Annotated in this window: 13 protein-coding genes and 1 tRNA gene; 11 read left to right on the plus strand and 3 right to left on the minus strand. The window is 73.8% G+C overall.

Annotated features, from left to right (window positions below; translation table 11 throughout):
- Positions 1 to 4: 4 nt before the first annotated feature.
- A complete protein-coding gene (locus JOE61_RS10195) occupies positions 5 to 1,660 on the minus strand; it encodes a PucR family transcriptional regulator (RefSeq protein ID WP_204797208.1) in 1,656 nt (551 codons plus the stop codon).
- 116 nt (positions 1,661 to 1,776) lie between these two features.
- Here JOE61_RS10195 and JOE61_RS10200 point away from each other — a divergent pair, with 116 nt between their 5' ends.
- Genes JOE61_RS10200 through JOE61_RS10210 form a run of 3 tightly spaced genes read left to right on the plus strand, consistent with a single transcriptional unit; the run spans position 1,777 to position 5,536 of the window.
- Positions 1,777 to 2,613: an oxamate carbamoyltransferase subunit AllH family protein gene (locus JOE61_RS10200; RefSeq protein WP_193670544.1), complete on the plus strand. Its 837-nt coding sequence runs from the start codon at positions 1,777 to 1,779 to the stop codon at positions 2,611 to 2,613.
- Entirely contained in the window at positions 2,610 to 4,112 is a 1,503-nt protein-coding gene (locus JOE61_RS10205; RefSeq protein ID WP_193670545.1) for an AllF/FdrA family protein, read from the plus strand. The genes JOE61_RS10200 and JOE61_RS10205 overlap by 4 nt, the downstream gene beginning before the upstream one ends.
- Entirely contained in the window at positions 4,109 to 5,536 is a 1,428-nt protein-coding gene (locus tag JOE61_RS10210) for a YlbE family protein (protein WP_193670546.1), read from the plus strand. The genes JOE61_RS10205 and JOE61_RS10210 overlap by 4 nt, the downstream gene beginning before the upstream one ends.
- A 759-nt stretch (positions 5,537 to 6,295) precedes the next feature.
- On the opposite strand, the gene JOE61_RS10215 is transcribed toward JOE61_RS10210, so the two are convergent.
- Positions 6,296 to 6,382, minus strand: a tRNA-Leu gene (locus JOE61_RS10215).
- A 186-nt stretch (positions 6,383 to 6,568) separates the two neighbouring features.
- Here JOE61_RS10215 and JOE61_RS10220 point away from each other — a divergent pair.
- From JOE61_RS10220 to pknB, 7 genes are read left to right on the plus strand one after another with little or no spacing between them, the layout of a single operon-like run.
- Positions 6,569 to 7,282, plus strand: coding sequence for an FHA domain-containing protein (locus tag JOE61_RS10220; RefSeq protein WP_193670547.1), 714 nt, complete (start codon positions 6,569 to 6,571; stop codon positions 7,280 to 7,282).
- Positions 7,275 to 7,760, plus strand: a complete 486-nt coding sequence (locus JOE61_RS10225; RefSeq protein WP_193670548.1) for an FHA domain-containing protein FhaB/FipA — start codon at positions 7,275 to 7,277, stop codon at positions 7,758 to 7,760. Before JOE61_RS10220 ends, JOE61_RS10225 begins: the two co-directional genes overlap by 8 nt.
- On the plus strand, positions 7,757 to 9,079 hold the full coding sequence (locus JOE61_RS10230) for a PP2C family protein-serine/threonine phosphatase (RefSeq protein ID WP_193670549.1): 1,323 nt from the start codon (positions 7,757 to 7,759) through the stop codon (positions 9,077 to 9,079). The genes JOE61_RS10225 and JOE61_RS10230 overlap by 4 nt, the downstream gene beginning before the upstream one ends.
- Complete coding sequence (locus tag JOE61_RS10235; RefSeq protein ID WP_307822920.1) at positions 9,076 to 10,500, plus strand: FtsW/RodA/SpoVE family cell cycle protein; 1,425 nt, start codon at positions 9,076 to 9,078, stop codon at positions 10,498 to 10,500. The genes JOE61_RS10230 and JOE61_RS10235 overlap by 4 nt, the downstream gene beginning before the upstream one ends.
- Positions 10,497 to 11,999 carry a peptidoglycan D,D-transpeptidase FtsI family protein gene (locus JOE61_RS10240; protein ID WP_193670550.1) on the plus strand — a complete coding sequence of 501 codons (1,503 nt, stop codon included), beginning with the start codon at positions 10,497 to 10,499 and terminating at the stop codon, positions 11,997 to 11,999. Before JOE61_RS10235 ends, JOE61_RS10240 begins: the two co-directional genes overlap by 4 nt.
- The gene (locus tag JOE61_RS10245; protein WP_193670551.1) at positions 11,996 to 13,582 is read left to right on the plus strand and encodes a protein kinase domain-containing protein; all 1,587 of its coding nucleotides are present in this window, start codon (positions 11,996 to 11,998) and stop codon (positions 13,580 to 13,582) included. Before JOE61_RS10240 ends, JOE61_RS10245 begins: the two co-directional genes overlap by 4 nt.
- On the plus strand, positions 13,579 to 15,402 hold the full coding sequence (pknB, locus tag JOE61_RS10250; protein ID WP_193670552.1) for a Stk1 family PASTA domain-containing Ser/Thr kinase: 1,824 nt from the start codon (positions 13,579 to 13,581) through the stop codon (positions 15,400 to 15,402). The genes JOE61_RS10245 and pknB overlap by 4 nt, the downstream gene beginning before the upstream one ends.
- 36 nt (positions 15,403 to 15,438) lie before the next feature.
- Here the strand turns inward: pknB and JOE61_RS10255 are convergent, their stop codons facing one another.
- Complete coding sequence (locus JOE61_RS10255; RefSeq protein WP_204797209.1) at positions 15,439 to 16,263, minus strand: DUF881 domain-containing protein; 825 nt, start codon at positions 16,261 to 16,263, stop codon at positions 15,439 to 15,441.
- Positions 16,264 to 16,352: 89 nt separating this feature from the next.
- On the opposite strand from JOE61_RS10255, the gene JOE61_RS22485 reads away from it, so the two are divergent.
- A complete protein-coding gene (locus tag JOE61_RS22485; protein ID WP_193670553.1) occupies positions 16,353 to 16,811 on the plus strand; it encodes a cell division protein CrgA in 459 nt (152 codons plus the stop codon).
- The last annotated feature ends 164 nt before the right edge of the window (positions 16,812 to 16,975 follow it).

Genomic DNA, 16,975 nt, shown 5'->3' on the forward strand with positions numbered 1-16,975 from the left:
GTTCTCAGGTGCGCAGCTGGAGGACTTGCAGCGCCACGGCGATGTCGAGGCGCAGGTGCGGGTCGGTCGTGAACGGGCCCAGAATCCGCTCGAGCTTGCCGACCCGGTAGCGCATCGTGTTGTAGTGGAAGAACTGGCGGCGCGCGGCCTCGGCCACGTTGAGGTTGTGGTCGAGCAGCATCTGGAGCGTGGTGCGCAGGTCGGCCGCGTCCTCGGTGTCCTGCGCGAGCTCGCCGAGCACGTCGACGGCGAAGGCACGCGCCTCGGCCGGGTCGGGGACCAGGGCGATCAGCCGGTGCACCCCCAGGTCGTCGAAGCGGGTGGTGCTGCTGCCGCCCTTGACCCGACGGCCCACCTCGGTGGCACGCCGGGCCTGGAGATAGGCCTCGGCGAGCTGCTCGGGAGAGGTGACCAGGCGGCTGACGCCCACCGAGAACGGGCGCCGGCCACCGCCCCGGTCGCCCTGCACCGCGGAGACCAGCCGGTCCACGGGGCCGGCCCCGTCGGGGCCCGGCTCGCCGACGGGCACCAGGGCCACCACCTCGGCGGTGAAGTCCACGGTCGGCACCACCGGCCGGCGACCCTCGCACACCTGGCGCCACGCGGTCGCGAACCGTTCCTGCCAGCTGCGCAGCACCCGGCCCGAGACCGGGGGCTCGTCGGGCGCCAACGGGTCGAGCTCGGCCGAGACCACGTGCATCGGGCCGCCGAGGTCCCAGCCCAGGCTGGCCGCGTGCTCGGTGACGTAGGTGCTGTCACCGGCCCGACCCAGGAAGACGTCGCGGAGGAAGTCGCCGCGGTACTTGTTCTCGACCGCCGCCACCGCCTCCTGCCTGGTCACCAGCAGCGCGGCCACGGTGGCGGCCCGCTCCATGGCACCCACGTCGTCGTGGGAGAGCGCCCGGTGGGGGCTGAAGCACACCAGCCGGGCCAGGTCGGTCCCGCCCGCCACGATCGGCTGCAGCCGGACCTCCCCGTCGCCGACGGGCACCGGGCGGGTGCTGGCCCGCTCCACCCGGAACCGTCCGCCCGGCTCGAGCAGGTCGGCCTGCTCGAGCCGGTGGCGCAGCGGGTCGGGGAGCGCGGCGGCGCGCTCGCGACCGTCCGTCGAGGTGACCAGCACACCCAGGTCGAGCACCCGGGCCACCTCGGCGGCGATCTGGTCGAGGTCGCCACCCTCGAGCACGAGCAGGGTCAGGGCCCGGTGCAGGGCGTCGATGCGCTCCAGCACCCCCGAGGTGAGCTCGTTGAGCCGGCCGTAGGCCTGGCGCAGCAGCTCGTCGAAGGCCAGTGCCATCGGCAGCCCCAGCACCGGGAAGTCGAGCTCGTCGGCCAGGGCGAGCACCTCGGGGTCGAGCGTGTCGACGTAGCGCCCGAGCTTGATCCCGAGCCCCGCGAGCCCGCGGGTGTGCAGGTCGCGCACCAGGCGCGCGAAGGACACCGCGCCGCCGCGCTGGTCCTCGCCCGACGCCAGCGGGAAGCCGGTGGTCACGAGCAGGTCGTGCGGCTTGACCCAGTCGGCGATGTCGGGGACCTCCATCACGTTGACCCCGAGGACCATCCGGTCCAGGCCACCGTGGCCCGCGAGCACGGTGACCCCTGTCATCCCCTCGAGACGGAGCAGGTCCCGCAGCGGGACGCCGTACGTGGGACTTATCAACGGTTGCACCCCTAGCGGCTCAGACTTGGCAATACCTACCATCGGCAGACTGTACGTCAGCGCACTAGCGTCGAGGGCGGCCCCGACAGCACGGGGTCATCGACCCGGAAGGACGCATGAGCACCCACCGTCGCGTCGTGGCTGCGGCTCCCGCCCTCGTGGGCGAGCTGCTGGCCGGGCCCGTCCGGACGGTGCCGGTGCTCCACCGCGGCGTCGACGCGGTCTACCTCGACCTGCGCGGCTCGACGACGGCCGCCGCGGCCCCGGACCTCGCCGTGCTCGGGGTGCTCTCGGCGACAGCGAGCGCCGTGCCCTGCGGCCTGCAGACCACCCTGCCCCGGCTGCCGGGCGACGTCGCCGGGGCGACCCAGGCGGTGCTCGGCGGCGGGCAGGCGCTCCTCGGTGACACGGCGGCGGTCGTGACCCGCGTCGTCGACGCCACGGTGCCCCGACTCCCCGACGCAGCCCTCGACCCGGCCTCCCGGGTGCTGGCCGACCTCGTCGGCGACCGGACGTCGAGGGTGCGTGCCGAGCTGCCCGCGGCCGCGCTCGCCGCCCTCGCCGCGGGGTCCGCCGACTGCGTCCCGGTGCTGCTCGGCCGCGGCAGCGGCCTGACCCCGGTGGGTGACGACGTGCTCTGCGGCTGGCTGGCCGCGGCGTTCGCGGCCCGCGCCCCCGTCGCGCTCGCCCTCGCCGACGCCGTACGCCGCCACGCGCCCGCTGCGACCACCGCCCTGTCGGCCACCCTGCTGGGCTGCGCGACCCGCGGCGAGGTGCTGCCCCAGTTCCGTCGGCTGGTCCTGGACCTCGCCGACCCCGCCCCCGACCTCGACGTCCGCGTCGCTGTCGACGTCGACGCGCTGCTGCGGGTCGGCCACACCTCCGGCGCCGGGCTCCTGCTCGGTGCCTCGATCGCCCTCCACCACCTCGCGTCAAGGAGCCTCACACCATGACCAGTCCCCCGCTCGCCGCACCCCGCCAGCACGTGGAGGTGCGCACCGGCGCGTACGCCGACTCCGTCGCCCTGCTCCAGGTCAGCAAGGACGTGGCCGCGACCGCCGGCGTGAGCAGCGCCCAGGTGGCGATGGCGACCCCGCTCAACCTCGAGGTGCTCGAGTCGATGGGCTTCGACCTGCCGGCGACGACGCCCAACGACATGGTCGTGGCCCTGATGCTCGCCGAGGACGGCGACGTGCAGAGCGCCCTGGCCGCGGTGGACGCGGCGCTGGCCGCCTCCAGCCGTCGCGGCGGCGGCAGCGTCGAGGAGGCCCCGACCCGCACCACCGGTCGCGCGCTCGCCGAGTCGGGAGCCGACCTGGCCCTGATCTCGGTGCCCGGCCAGCACGCGATGGTCGAGGCCATGGACGCCCTCGACGCCGGGCGCGACGTGATGATCTTCAGCGACAACATGCCTCTCGAGCACGAGATCGCGCTCAAGGACGTCGCCACCGAGCGCGGGCTGCTGGTGATGGGCCCCGACTGCGGCACGGCGATGGTCGGTGGCCTGGGCCTCGGGTTCGCCAACACCACCCGGCCGGGCCCCGTCGGGATCGTCGCTGCGTCGGGCACCGGCTGCCAGCAGCTGATGTGCCTGCTGGACGCGGCCGGTGTCGGCGTGGGCGCAGCCCTCGGCGTCGGCGGGCGCGACCTGGGCAGCCAGGTCGCGGGCCGCTCGACCCGTGAGGCGCTGCGTCGCCTCGACGCGGACCCGACCATCGAGCTGGTCGTGGTGGTCTCGAAGCCCCCGGCCCCTGAGGTGGCCGCCGAGCTCCGTGAGTTCGCAGCGAGCCTGTCGACCCCCGTCCACCTCGCCCTGCTCGGCGCCGGGCAGCCCGACCTCACGCAGGCGGCCGAGGCCGTCCTGGGCACCCTCGGCACCAGCGCGCCGGACTGGCCCGCGTGGGGCGGCACCGCCGAGGGCACGAACGGCACCCATCTGCGCGGTCTCTTCGTCGGCGGCACGCTGTGCGACGAGTCGATGCTGATCGCCGCCGCCGAGCTCGGCGGCATCCGCAGCAACATCCCGCTCTCGCCCGAGCTGGCGCTGGACTCCTCGCTGAGCGCCGACGCGCACACGATGATCGACTTCGGCGACGACACGCTGACCGCCGGCCGCGCGCACCCGATGATCGACCCGACGCTGCGCCTGGACCACCTGGCCCGGGCGGCAGCCGACCCCTCGACCGCCTGCATCCTGATGGACGTGGTGCTCGGCCACGGCGCCGAGCCCGACCCGGCCGGGGCGCTCGCCCCCGCCATCACCGCCGCCATCGAGACCGCTCGCGCCGCCGGCCGGGACCTCCCGGTGGTGGTCGCGTGCGTCGGCACCGAGTCCGACCCCCAGCAGCTGTCCCGCCAGGCCCGCACCCTGGCCGAGGCCGGCGCCGAGGTCCACCTGTCCAACGCCCGGGCCACGCGCCGGGCCATCGCCCTGACCGGAGGCACCCGATGACCGCCCGTACGACGCCCGCCCGCCCCACCGCCGCTCCCGAGGGCGTCGCCGCCTCCGGCGTCGACCTCTTCGCCGACGCCGTCGACCTGCAGGCAGTCCCGGTCTCCCGGGTCGACTGGCGCCCCCCGATGGACGGCACCACCGACGACCTCGCGGTCGTCGCGGCCGACCCGCTGCGCCGCGACGCCAACGCGCGGGCGGTCCAGGCGATGCTCGACGTGCAGGCGGTGCTCGTCGACGTGGCGCCCGCCTCCGAGGTGCTCGGCCTCGAGGCCGGCCAGTTCCTGCACGCCGGGCCGCCGATCGCGTGGGAGGCCGCCACCGGTCCCCTGCGCGGCGGGCTGATGGCCGCAGCCGCGCTGGAGGGCCTCGTCGACGACCCGGAGGACGCGGTCGCGCTCTTCGAGCGGGGCGACGCGGTCTCCCTGGAGCCGTGCCACCACCGCAGCGCCGTCGGTCCGATGGCCGGGGTGGTCTCGCCCTCGATGTGGATGTTCGTGCTCGAGGACCCCGCCAGCGGGCGGCGTACCTACTGCTCGCTCAACGAGGGGCTCGGCAAGGTGCTGCGCTACGGCGCGTACGGCCCCGAGGTGCTCGAGCGCCTGCGCTGGATGTCCGCGGTGCTCGGACCGCTGCTGGCCCGGGCGGTCAAGGCCACCGGGCCGGTCGACGTCACCGGCATCCTGACCCAGATGCTGCAGATGGGCGACGAGGCCCACAACCGCAACCGCGCCGGCACCCTGATGCTCCTGCGCGACCTCGCACCGGCGCTCGCGGAGTCGTCGGCCGACGCCAAGGACGTCGCCGACACGCTGCGCTTCATCGGCGGCAACGACCACTTCTTCCTCAACCTGGCGATGCCGGCGTGCAAGCTCGCCCTCGACGCCGCCCGGGGGATCGAGGGCTCCACGATGGTGGTGGCGATGGCCCGCAACGGCACCGAGTTCGGCATCCAGGTCGCCGGCACCGGTGACCAGTGGTTCACAGGCCCGGCCCAGGTGGCCGACGGCCTGTTCCTCGGCGGCTACGGCCCCGAGGACGCCAACCCCGACATCGGCGACTCCGCGATCACCGAGACCGCCGGCATCGGTGGGTTCTCGATGGCCACCGCGCCGGCGATCGTGCGGCTCGTGGGCGGCACCGTGCCCGACGCCCTGGCGACCACCCGCCGGATGCGGGAGATCACGCTGGCGGAGAACCCGCGGTGGAGCATCCCGGTCCTCGAGTTCGCGGGAGCCCCGACGGGCATCGACGTGGGCCTCGTCTGCCGCACGCAGATCCTGCCGCAGATCAACACCGGCATGGCCGGTAACCGGGCCGGCGTCGGCCAGGTGGGCGCCGGGCTGGTCACTCCCCCTGCGGAGATCTTCCCGAAGGCGCTGGCCGCGCTCGCCCGCCGTACCCGCGAGCGCGCCGCCGGCTGAGCCACTCGTCCTGACGCCCCGCACCCCGGCACGGCGTGTCGCGGTGCGGGGCGTCAGGACGACGACCGGGTCCGGCGGGCCCGATAGTGCTGAGCCAGGAACCAGGCGGCGAACGCGTCGAGCAGGTGCCACACGGCGTGCCGCTAACAGCAGCGACCCCGGCGCGCAGAACGGCGACCCGTCCTGGGCCTGGCTCCAGACCGCGAAGGCCGACAGCAGGGTGCCCAGCGCCGCGAGCCCCCAGCCCGCCGGCACACCCCGCCGCACGAGCCGACCCTCGAGCCCGACGGTGAGCAGCAGCAGGACGGCGAAGACGACGTTGCCGGGGTGCATCAGCACGGGCACCGCCAGGGGCAGGGACCCCACGAGCTCGCAGAGCAGCACCAGGGCCACGAAGAGCACGGCACCCCGACGCTCGTCCAGCCAGCCGGTGCGCACCACCGCGTAGGCCGCGGTGAACGAGGCGAGCCCGGCACCGCGCGGGCGCAGCGAGGACGACATCGCCGACCCTAGGGGCCGGTCCGGGCGGTGTGGAAGGAGGGCGCCAGGAGCGGGTACCGGATCGGCATCGACCGGAAGATCCTCGACGAGGACGAGGTTGCGGCGTACGCCGCTCCGGCCGGCCCGGCGCTGCAGGCGCCCGCGCCGCTCCAGCACAGCTGGAGCGTGGCCCATCAGCTTCCAGGTGCCGAAGGGCCCGCGACCGCCCCGTACAACGCAGAAGCCCGGCCCAGATCTCTCTGGGCCGGGTCTCTGTGATGGTGCGCGAGGGGGGAGTTGAACCCCCACGTCCTTTCGGACACACGGACCTGAACCGTGCGCGTCTGCCTATTCCGCCACTCGCGCTTGAAGCGTGATGAGGTTAGCCCAGCGGCTCTCCGTTCCCCAAACCGGGCCGCCCCCGGGGGTCGGGGGTGCCCACTCCCACCGCTCGACCCCGTTACGATCGGGTGCGACCCGGCACCCCCGCCGGGCCGGTCGGCCTGCACCAGGAGCCGGCTCCCCGCGTCGCCCAGGACGGAAGGAGGCCGAGTGAGCGCCTTGCAGCGGTTCGAGCAGCGGCTCGAGCAGATGATCTCCGGAGCGTTCGCCCGGGCGTTCCGCTCGGCGGTGCAGCCCGTGGAGATCGCGGCCGCGCTGCAGCGCGAGTGCGACAACAACGCGCAGATCCTCTCCCGCCAGCGGCGCCTGGTGCCCAACGACTTCCACGTCGAGCTGTCGGGCACCGACCTCGAGCGCCTGGCGCCGTACGACACCGCGATGGCCGACGAGCTGGTGCGCCAGCTCGAGGAGCACGCCCAGGCCAACGCCTACTCCTTCCCCGGCCCCATCACCATCGAGTTCGAGGGTGCCGACGACCTGACCACCGGCCGGTTCCGGATCCGCAGCCAGGCCCAGGCGCGCGTCACCGGCAACAGCACCCACACCCAGGTCGGTCGCGCCAAGGCGCTCCTCGAGGTCAACGGCACCCGCCACCCGCTGCTCGGGGGCAGCGTCGTGGTCGGGCGCGGCACCGACGCCGACGTGCGCATCAACGACCCGGGCGTCAGCCGGCGCCACATCGAGTTCCGCGTCGACGCCGCCGGCGAGCGCCCGCGCGTCGACGTGCGCGACCTCGGCTCGACCAACGGCATGCTCGTCGACGGGCAGAAGATGACCAGCTCGGTGGCCGGCGACGGCACCGAGGTCAAGATCGGCAACACGACCATGACGGTGCGGATCGAGCAGGAGCACGCCGATGTCTGAGCTGACCCTGCTGCTGATCCGCATCGCCTACCTGGCGGTGCTGTGGATCTTCGTGCTCTCCGCCATCTCGGTCATCCGCTCCGACATGTTCGGCGCCCGGGTGCCCGAGACCGCCCGGGGCGGGCAGGCGCCGCCGGCCAAGAAGGAGAAGCGGAGCAAGGCCGCCAAGCCGAGCAGGCGCCGCGGCGCGCCGACCCACCTCCTGGTCGTCGAGGGCGGCAACGCCGGCGAGCGCGCCGACCTCGCCGACGCCCCCCTGCTCATCGGCCGCGGCTCCGACGCCGCGATCCGCCTCGACGACGACTACGTCTCCACCCGGCACGCCCGGGTCGCGGCCTCCGGCGACCAGTGGTTCGTCGAGGACCTCGGCTCGACCAACGGCACCTACATCGGCACGGTCCGCATCACCCAGCCCACCACGATCACCATGGGCACCCAGGTGCGCATCGGCAAGACGATCCTGGAGCTGCGCAAGTGAGCGGCCCGCTCCGGCTCCACTACTCAGCGATCTCCGACGTCGGGCGGGTCCGCAAGGACAACCAGGACTCCGGGTACGCCGGACCGTGGCTGCTCACCGTCTGCGACGGCGTGGGCGGCGCCGCCCGCGGCGACATCGCCAGCGGCACCGCCGTCCAGCAGCTGCGCCGCCTCGACGAGGACCCGCCGGGGGAGCTGAGCCCCGACGACCTGCTGGGCCGCGTCGCCGGCGCGCTGCACCGCGCCCACGACCGCATCGGCGAGATCGTCGACGACGACCCCGCCCTCAACGGCACCAGCACCACCGCGACCGTCCTGTACTTCGACGGCCAGCGCATGGGGGTCGGCCACATCGGCGACAGCCGCGCCTACCTCTACCGGGCCGGGGAGATCAGCCAGATCACCCACGACCACACGTTCGTGCAGAGCCTCATCGACGAGGGCCGCATCACCGAGCCCGAGTCGCGGGTCCACCCGCACCGCAACCTGATCCTCAAGGCCCTCGACGGCGTGCACGAGGCCGAGCCCGACCTCTTCCTGGCCGACCTGCAGACCGGTGACCGGCTGCTGGTCTGCTCCGACGGCGCCAGCGGCGTCCTCGACGACGCCCGCCTGGCCGACGTGCTCTCCACCGGCACCCCCGACTACGCCGCCGTCGAGCTGGTGCGCGCCAGCCTCGAGGCCGGCTCCTCCGACAACGTCACCTGCGTGGTCGCCGACGTGCTCGACGAGGAGGCCGCCGCCGCGCGGGCCGACGACCTCGCCGAGCTGCAGCCGATGCTCGTCGGCGCCGCCGCCGAGCTGCGTCGCCGCGCCCCCAAGGGCCCCCGGCCCACCGGCATCTTCCGCGGCCACCGCTCCGGCGACACCGGCGAGCTGGAGCCGGTGCAGGCCGACCTGCCCGACCTGCCCGACGACGTGCACGCCATCCCCAGCGACCCGATCGACCCCGAGACCGCCCGCTACGCGCCCCGCGAGCCCGCCCGGTTCTTCTGGGTACGCCGCCTGCTGGGTCTGCTCATCGCCGCGGGCGTGGTGTGGATGGTCGCCGCGGCGGCCTGGTCGTGGAGCCAGGCGCAGTACTACGTCGGCGAGCAGGACGGCACCGTGGTGATCTTCCGCGGCGTCAACACCAGCCTGCCCGGGGTCGACCTCTCCGAGCCGTTCGCGACCACCAACGTCGAGCTCGACCGGCTGCCGGCCTTCGTCTCCGAGGGCGTGCGCGACGGCATCGCCGCCGACGACTTCGCCGACGCCGAGGCGATCGTCGACAACCTGGCCGGCGAGATGTCCCCCGAGACCGGCGAGGTGGCGCAGTGACGACCACCTCCCCCGCCTCCGCGGGCCCCTCGGGTCCCTCCGGCCCCCTGGCCTTCGTGCACCGCCGCCGTCGCGGCGCCGAGCTGTTCCTGCTCGTCCTGGCGCTGATGGTCGGCATCGGCGCCTACGCCGCGGTGGGTGTCGGCGTGGAAGAGAGCGTGCCCGCCGACCTGGTCGGCTACGGCGGCTGGCTGGCCGCGCTGATCATCACCTGCCACGTCGTCGTGCGCCTGGTGGCGCCGTACGCCGACCCGGTGCTGCTGCCGGTCGTGGCCGCGCTCAACGGCCTCGGGCTGGCCGTGATCCACCGCATCGACCTCGACCAGGGCAGCGCCTTCGCCTCGCGCCAGCTGACCTGGATGAGCGTCGGGGTGGGGCTGTTCATCGCCACCCTGCTGCTGCTGCGCGACCACCGGGTGCTGACCCGGTTCACCTACACCAGCGGGCTCGGCGCGATCGTGCTGCTGCTGACCCCGATGATGCCGCTGATCGGCAACGAGGTGCGCGGCGCGCGGATCTGGATCCAGCTCGGCCCCTTCAGCCTGCAGCCCGGCGAGGTCGCCAAGGTGCTGCTCGTGGTCGCCTTCGCCGGCTACCTGGTCCAGCACCGCGACGCGCTGGCCCTGGCCGGGCGCCGGGTGCTCTTCGTCGACCTGCCCCGCGGCCGCGACCTCGGGCCGGTGCTGGGCATGTGGCTGGTCAGCCTGGGCATCCTGGTCTTCCAGAAGGACCTCGGCTCCAGCCTGCTCTTCTTCGGCCTCTTCCTGGTGATGCTCTACGTCGCCACCGAGCGCCCGGGCTGGCTCGTGGTCGGCGGCGCGCTGTTCCTCGGGGGCGCCCTGGCCGCGTGGCGGATCTTCGGCCACGTCCAGACCCGTGTCGACATCTGGCTCGACCCGTTCTCCCACTACGGCGCCGGCACCGACGGGCGCGGCGAGCAGCCGCTCGAGGCGCTCTTCGGGATGGCCTGGGGCGGGCTGATCGGCCGCGGCTTCGGCGACGGCGACCCGGGCCGGGTGCCCTTCGCGGAGTCCGACTTCATCGTCGCGGCCATCGGCGAGGAGCTCGGCCTGACCGGCCTGATGGCCGTGCTGGTCCTCTACGGCATCATCGTGGAGCGCGCGCTTCGCGCGGCGCTGATCTCTCGCGACGGCTTCGGCAAGCTGCTGGCCGCGGGGCTCGGGGCGGTCCTGGCGCTCCAGGTCTTCGTGGTCGTCGGCGGCGTCACCGGGCTGATCCCGCTGACCGGCCTGACCACGCCGTTCCTGTCCTACGGCGGCAGCTCGCTGGTGGCCAACTGGGTCATCGTCGCGCTGCTGCTGCGCGTCTCCGACCTCGCCCGGCGACCGCTGCCCGACCTCTCGGGCGGCGCCGACCAGGGCTCCGACGACGACACCCAGGTAGTGAGGGTCCAGCGATGAACAAGCCGATCCGCACGATCTCGGTCTTCTGCCTGCTGCTCTTCGTGGCGCTGCTGGCCAACGTCACCTACCTGCAGTTCTGGCGCGCCGACGGGCTCAACGACGACCCCAACAACCGCCGCGCCCTCGACGAGCGCTTCTCCCAGCAGCGCGGTGCGATCCTGGTCGGCAACGACCCGATCGCGCGCAGCGAGCCGGTCGACGACCGCTACGACTACCAGCGCACCTACCTCAAGCCGCTGCTCTACAGCCACCTCACCGGCTGGTTCAACTTCTACAACGCCCAGCCGGCCACCTGCGAGGGCTGCCAGCAGCGAGTCGAGCAGACCTACAACGAGCTGCTCTCCGGCGAGGACGACCGGCTCTTCGTGACCCGGCTGGTCGACCTGCTCAGCAACAAGGAGAGCCAGGGCGGCAACGTCCAGCTCACCATCGACCCGGCGGCCCAGCAGGCGGCGTACGACGGCCTGCGCGCCGTGGTCGGCCCCGAGGGCGAGGGCTCCGTCGTGGCGATCGAGCCGCGCTCGGGCAAGGTGCTGGCGATGGTCTCGCTGCCCACCTTCGACCCCAACGCCCTGGCCTCCCACGACCTCGAAGAGGTCAACGCGGCCGCCGAGCGGCTCGAGGCCGACGACGACGAGCCGCTGCTGAACCGGTCGATCCAGACCACCCTGCCTCCCGGCTCGACCTTCAAGATCGTCACCGCCGCCGCCGCGATCGAGAGCGGCGACTACGAAGCCGACGACCTCGTGCCCGGCGGGCCGAGCTACCAGCTGCCGCTGACCAGCGACGACTCCGGCCTGATCGACAACGAGGGCCGCGACTGCGGCTCCGACCGGATCCCCTTCGCCCAGGCGATGGAGAACTCCTGCAACACCACCTTCGCGCGGCTGGCCGTCGACCTGGGCGCCGAGGCGATGCAGGAGCAGGCCGAGGCGTTCGGCTTCAACCAGCAGTACTTCGAGGACCTGCTGCCCCAGGCAACCTCGCGCTTCCCCGAGGGCATGAACGAGCCGCAGACCGGCCAGAGCGGCATCGGCCAGTTCGAGGTCGCCGCGACGCCGCTGCAGATGGCGATGGTCGTGGCTGGCATCGCCAACGACGGCTCGGTGATGAAGCCCTACCTGGTCGACGAGGTGCAGAGCCCCGAGTTCGACCAGATCGACGCCACCGACGAGGAGGAGCTCTCCGAGGCGGTCTCGGCCTCCACGGCCGACCAGCTGACCGAGCTGATGGTCTCCACCGTCGACAACGGCACCGCCAGCCCGGCCGCGATCCCGGGCATCCAGGTCGCCGGCAAGACCGGCACCGCCCAGAGCGGCCAGGACGACGTGGCGCCGTACGCCTGGTTCGTCTCGTTCGCGCCCGCCGACGACCCCGAGGTGGCGGTCGCGGTGATGATCCAGGACGCCCCCGGCCGGGCCCGCGGCGAGATCGCCGGCGGCCTGCTGGGCGGCCCGATCGCCAAGGCTGTGATGGAGGCGGTGATCAACCGATGAGCGACGACACCCCCACCGGCGTGCTGCCCACCGGCGGCGACGACGAGCGCTTCGCCGACGACGCGCGCCGCTACCGCCTCGACTCGCTGCTGGCCACCGGTGGGATGGGCACCGTGTGGCGCGGCACCGACACCACCCTGGGCCGCTCGGTGGCCGTCAAGCTGCTCAAGCCCGAGTACGCCGAGGACCCCGAGTTCCGGCGCCGCTTCGAGACCGAGGCCCAGCACGCCGCGTCGCTGCACCACCCGGGCATCGCCGCGGTCTACGACTTCGGCGAGGCGGGCGAGCGGGCCGGCTCGACGATGGCCCAGCCCTACCTGGTGATGGAGCTGGTCGAGGGCCAGCCGCTCTCGGCGCTGCTGCGCCCCGGGCAGCCGATGGATCCCGAGGTCGCCTCCGACCTGCTGGCCCAGACCGCGACCGCGCTGGCCGCCGCGCACGCCGCCGGCATCGTGCACCGCGACGTCAAGCCCGCCAACCTGCTGGTCACCCCCGACCGGCGGGTCAAGGTCACCGACTTCGGCATCGCCCGGGCCGCCGAGGCGGTCGGCGTCACCCAGACCGGGCAGGTGATGGGCACCCCCCAGTACCTGTCCCCCGAGCAGGCCCGCGGCCAGACCGCCACCGCCGCCTCCGACGTCTACGCGCTCGGGGTGGTGGCCTTCGAGTGCCTCGCGGGGCGACGCCCCTTCCAGACCGACTCGCCGGTGACCACGGCGCTGGCGCACCTCAACCAGCCCGTGCCCGAGCTGCCCGACGAGGTGCCGGCGCCGCTCGCGGCCGTCGTACGCCGTGCGCTGGCGAAGGATCCGGGCGAGCGCTGGCCCGACGCGACCGCCATGGCCGCGGCCCTGCGCGACCCCAGTGGTGCCGCCGGCGCCGGTGACGCCCCGACCGCGGTCGTCGACCACCCCTCCCCCGGCTCCACCCAGGTGCTGCCGGCCGCCGGGGCGGGCGCGGGCGCCGCTGCGGGGCTCGCCGGCGCGGCGGCCGGGTCGGCCCCGGCCACCCCGGTGCACGGCACCCCCGCGACCGGCACGACCGGCACGACCACGGGCACCACGGGCACCGCCGGTTCCGGCCGGTCGGGCCGCGGCCCCTGGGCGGTGGTGCTGATGGTGCTGCTGCTGGCCGCCGTCGGCGCCCTGATCATCGTGCTGCTGGTGACCGGCGGCGACGACGAGGAGCCGGCCGACGAGCCCACCCGGGAGCCGTCGCCGACGACGTCGTCCGCCGAGCCGACCCCCACCCCGCCGTCCCCGACCGCGACCCAGCCCGCCACCGTCGAGGTCGTCGCCTCCGACTACGTCGGGCGCCCGGTCGGCGAGGTCGAGGCCGACCTGCGCGGGCAGGGCCTCTCGGTGACCCTCGACGAGCTCGACAACGACGGCACGCATGAGGAGGGCGCCGTGGAGTCGGTGAACCCGACCGGCTCCCTGCAGGAGGGCGACACCGTCACCGTGCGCTACTGGGGACAGGCTCCCGAGCCCACCCCGACCGAGGACCCCACGCCGACCGAGCCCTCCGCGACGCCCACCGCGACGCCCACCGAGGCGAACCCCACGGACGGAGCCACCGGATGAGCGGCACCCCTTCCACCGTCGGCGGGCGCTACCAGCTCGGCGAGATGCTCGGCCGCGGCGGCATGGCCGAGGTCCGCAAGGGCACCGACGAGCGGCTCGGACGGGTGGTGGCCGTCAAGCGGCTGCGCACCGACCTGGCCAGCGACGCCACGTTCCAGGCCCGCTTCCGCCGCGAGGCGCAGTCGTCGGCCTCGTTGAACCACCCCGCGATCGTGGCCGTCTACGACACCGGCGAGGAGGAGGCCAACGACGGCTCCGGGGTCCAGCAGCCCTACATCGTGATGGAGTACGTCGCCGGGCGCACCCTGCGCGACATCCTGCGTGAGGGCCGCAAGATCCTCCCCGAGCGGGCGCTCGAGATCACCAGCGGCGTGCTGGCCGCGCTCGACTACAGCCATCGGGCCGGGATCATCCACCGCGACATCAAGCCCGGCAACGTGATGCTCACGCCCACGGGCGACGTCAAGGTGATGGACTTCGGGATCGCGCGCGCCATCAGCGACGCCTCCTCGACGATGACCCAGACCGCCGCGGTGGTCGGGACCGCGCAGTACCTGTCCCCCGAGCAGGCCCGCGGCGAGACCGTCGACTCCCGCTCCGACGTCTACTCCGCCGGCTGCCTGCTCTACGAGCTCCTCACCGGGCGGCCGCCGTTCGTCGGTGACTCGCCGGTCGCGGTGGCCTACCAGCACGTGCGCGAGCAGGCCCAGCCGCCGTCCGACCACGACACCGCCCTGCCGCCCGAGGTCGACGCCATCGTGATGAAGGCGCTGGCCAAGCGGGTCGAGGACCGCTACCAGTCCGCGGCGGCGATGCGCACCGACATCGAGCGCTACCTGGCCGGGCGTCCGGTGCAGGCGACCCCGCCGCCGCCCCTGCCGGCGACCGCCACCGCGGTGGCGGCGCGACCGGTGCCGGCCGCCGAGGCGGCTCCGCTGCCCGCCGCCGAGGAGGAGCGCCGCCCCGTGGGGTGGCTGGTCGCGCTCGGGCTGCTGGTCATCGGGCTCGTCGTGGCCGGGGTGCTGCTGTGGCCACGCCTCTTCCCGGCCGCGCCCGAGGAGGTGGCCGTGCCCGACGTGGTGGGGCGCCAGGAGGCCGCCGCCAGCAGGATCCTGGGTGAGAAGGGCTTCGGCGTCGACACCGAGTTCGAGACCTCCGAACGGCCGGCGGGCCGGGTCATCGGCCAGGATCCCTCCGGCGACAGCTTCGTCGACCCGGGATCGACGGTGCTGCTGACCGTCTCGGCCGGCCTGCCCGAGGTGGCCGTCCCCCAGGTCACCGGCTTCTTCCGCGACCAGGCGGTGACCACCCTCGAGGGCCAGGGCTTCGAGGTCGACGTGCAGCGCCGCTCCTCCGATGAGGACCGCAACCTCGTGCTGGAGCAGCAGCCACCCGCCGGCACCCAGGTCGAGGACGGCTCGACGGTCACGGTCATCGTCTCCGAGGGGCCCGAGAAGGTGCCCGACGTCGTGGGCGACGCCCAGCGGGTCGCGGAGCAGAAGATCCGCGACGCGGGCTTCAACCCGGTGATCCGCGAGGACTCCGACCCCGAGGCCGAGCCCGGCACCGTCACCGAGCAGATCCCGGCCGCCGGCGAGCGGCTCAGCCAGGGCCAGGACGTCAACCTCTTCGTGGCCCAGGAGCCCGAGCCGACCGAGGAGCCCTCCGAGGAGGAGCCCAGCGACGAGCCGTCGGAGGATCCCACCGACGAGCCGACCGACGACCCCACGCCGTCCGACGGCCTGCTCAACGGCAACGGGAACGGGAACGGGAACGGCAACAACGGCGGTCGCCGGGGTCGGCGCGCGCCCTCCGCCTGACCGGGGCCCGACCCACGGGCACCACGCGCGGGCGGGTCAGACGATGGGTTCGGCGTACGACAGGTCGAGCAGGCCGGAGTAGGCGGGCGCCTCGACCTCCTCATCGAAGGAGGCCTCCCAGCCGATCTGGATGTCCTCCTGCGCCGACTGCTGCCGGTAGAGCGAGAGGTAGCGGTCGCCCTCGACCGACTCCGCGAGCTCCTCGGGGTCGCCGACGGCCGAGATGACGTACGGCGGCGGGTAGGGCACCCCGTGCAGGGTCACCGAGGGCCCCTCGCACTTGATGCCGGTCGTCGACACGACCCGCTGGCCCTGGATCGTCACCGCCTCGGCGCCGGCACGCCACATCGCGTTGACGACCGCCTGGATGTCCTGCTGGTGCACGACCAGGAAGCGCTCGGGCTGGTCGGTCTCGTCGACGCCGAGCGGGCTGTCGGTCAGCGTGATCGTGACGCCCTCGCCCTCGACCGGCACCAGCCCCGCGGGGTCGGCGTACTCCTCGATGCGGCCCTGCACCCGAGCCACGTCGCGGTCGGCCAGGCGGTCGGTCAGGTCGTTGACGTCCGCGGTCAGCGCCTCCACCCGGCTGCGCAGCTGCTCGTACTGCTCGGCCTCCGAGCTGACCAGCGTCGTCAGGTCGGTGATGCCCGGCCGCAGGTCGGTGCCGTCGGAGCTGACGGCACTGACGGCGAAGAGGCTCCCGCTGAGCAGCACGACCGTGGGGGTCAGGACCCGCCAGCCAGCGGGCCGGCGGCGCTCCGGCGAGCCGCCGGCGACCACGCCCGCCCGGGCGCGCACGCGCGACCACCAGCCCGGGGGCGGCTCCCCCGGGGTCGGCCTCGCGTGGGAACCCGGCGTCATGCCCACTAAGGTAGCCCGCGACCCGCGGGCGCACCGAGCCCACGGGGGCCGCAGGCTGCACGTCGCGGCCCACACCTGCAGGAGTAGACGTGAGACAGAAGGTCAAGGACGAGCTGGCCGAGCCGCGGGGCCCGGTCGTGACTCCCCGCTCGGTGGCGGCGCTGCTGCTGGTCGTCGCCGGCATCGCGTGGGTCCTCTACTACTACTTCGGCGTGCGCGCCGACCCCACCGACTTCGAGGCCGAGCCGGGCAGCCCCGCCTGGATGGCCGACCTGGTCCGGTGGAACTACGTCATCGGATTCGGGCTGCTCTTCCTCGGCCTGGCCGTCAGTGCCCACCCGAGCACCCCGATGGGCCGCGGCCGCGGCGTGGTCACCGGCATGCTGGGCTGCTTCCTCATCGGCCTGGTGTGGATCTGCGTCTACTACGTCTTCGCCAACGACAAGCTCGACCAGATCCCGGTCTTCAACGACCTGCTGCAGTCGAACCTGTTCGTGGGCATCGCCTTCATGGGCGTCGGCTTCGTCTTCGCCACCCGCTGGGAGTGAGCCTCGGGGCCCCTCCGGCCCCCCGCACAGAGCTTCATCCGGACCGCCCGTCACCGTCAGGTGGCGGGCGGTTCTGCACACCTGGGGACAACGCTGTGGACGAATCACACGCGTGTAGTTCTCCACATCTGTGGACTCATCTGTGGACAACCTCCCCCGCAAAC

The sequence above is a fragment of the Nocardioides salarius genome, from assembly GCF_016907435.1.
Lineage (GTDB): Bacteria > Actinomycetota > Actinomycetes > Propionibacteriales > Nocardioidaceae > Nocardioides > Nocardioides salarius.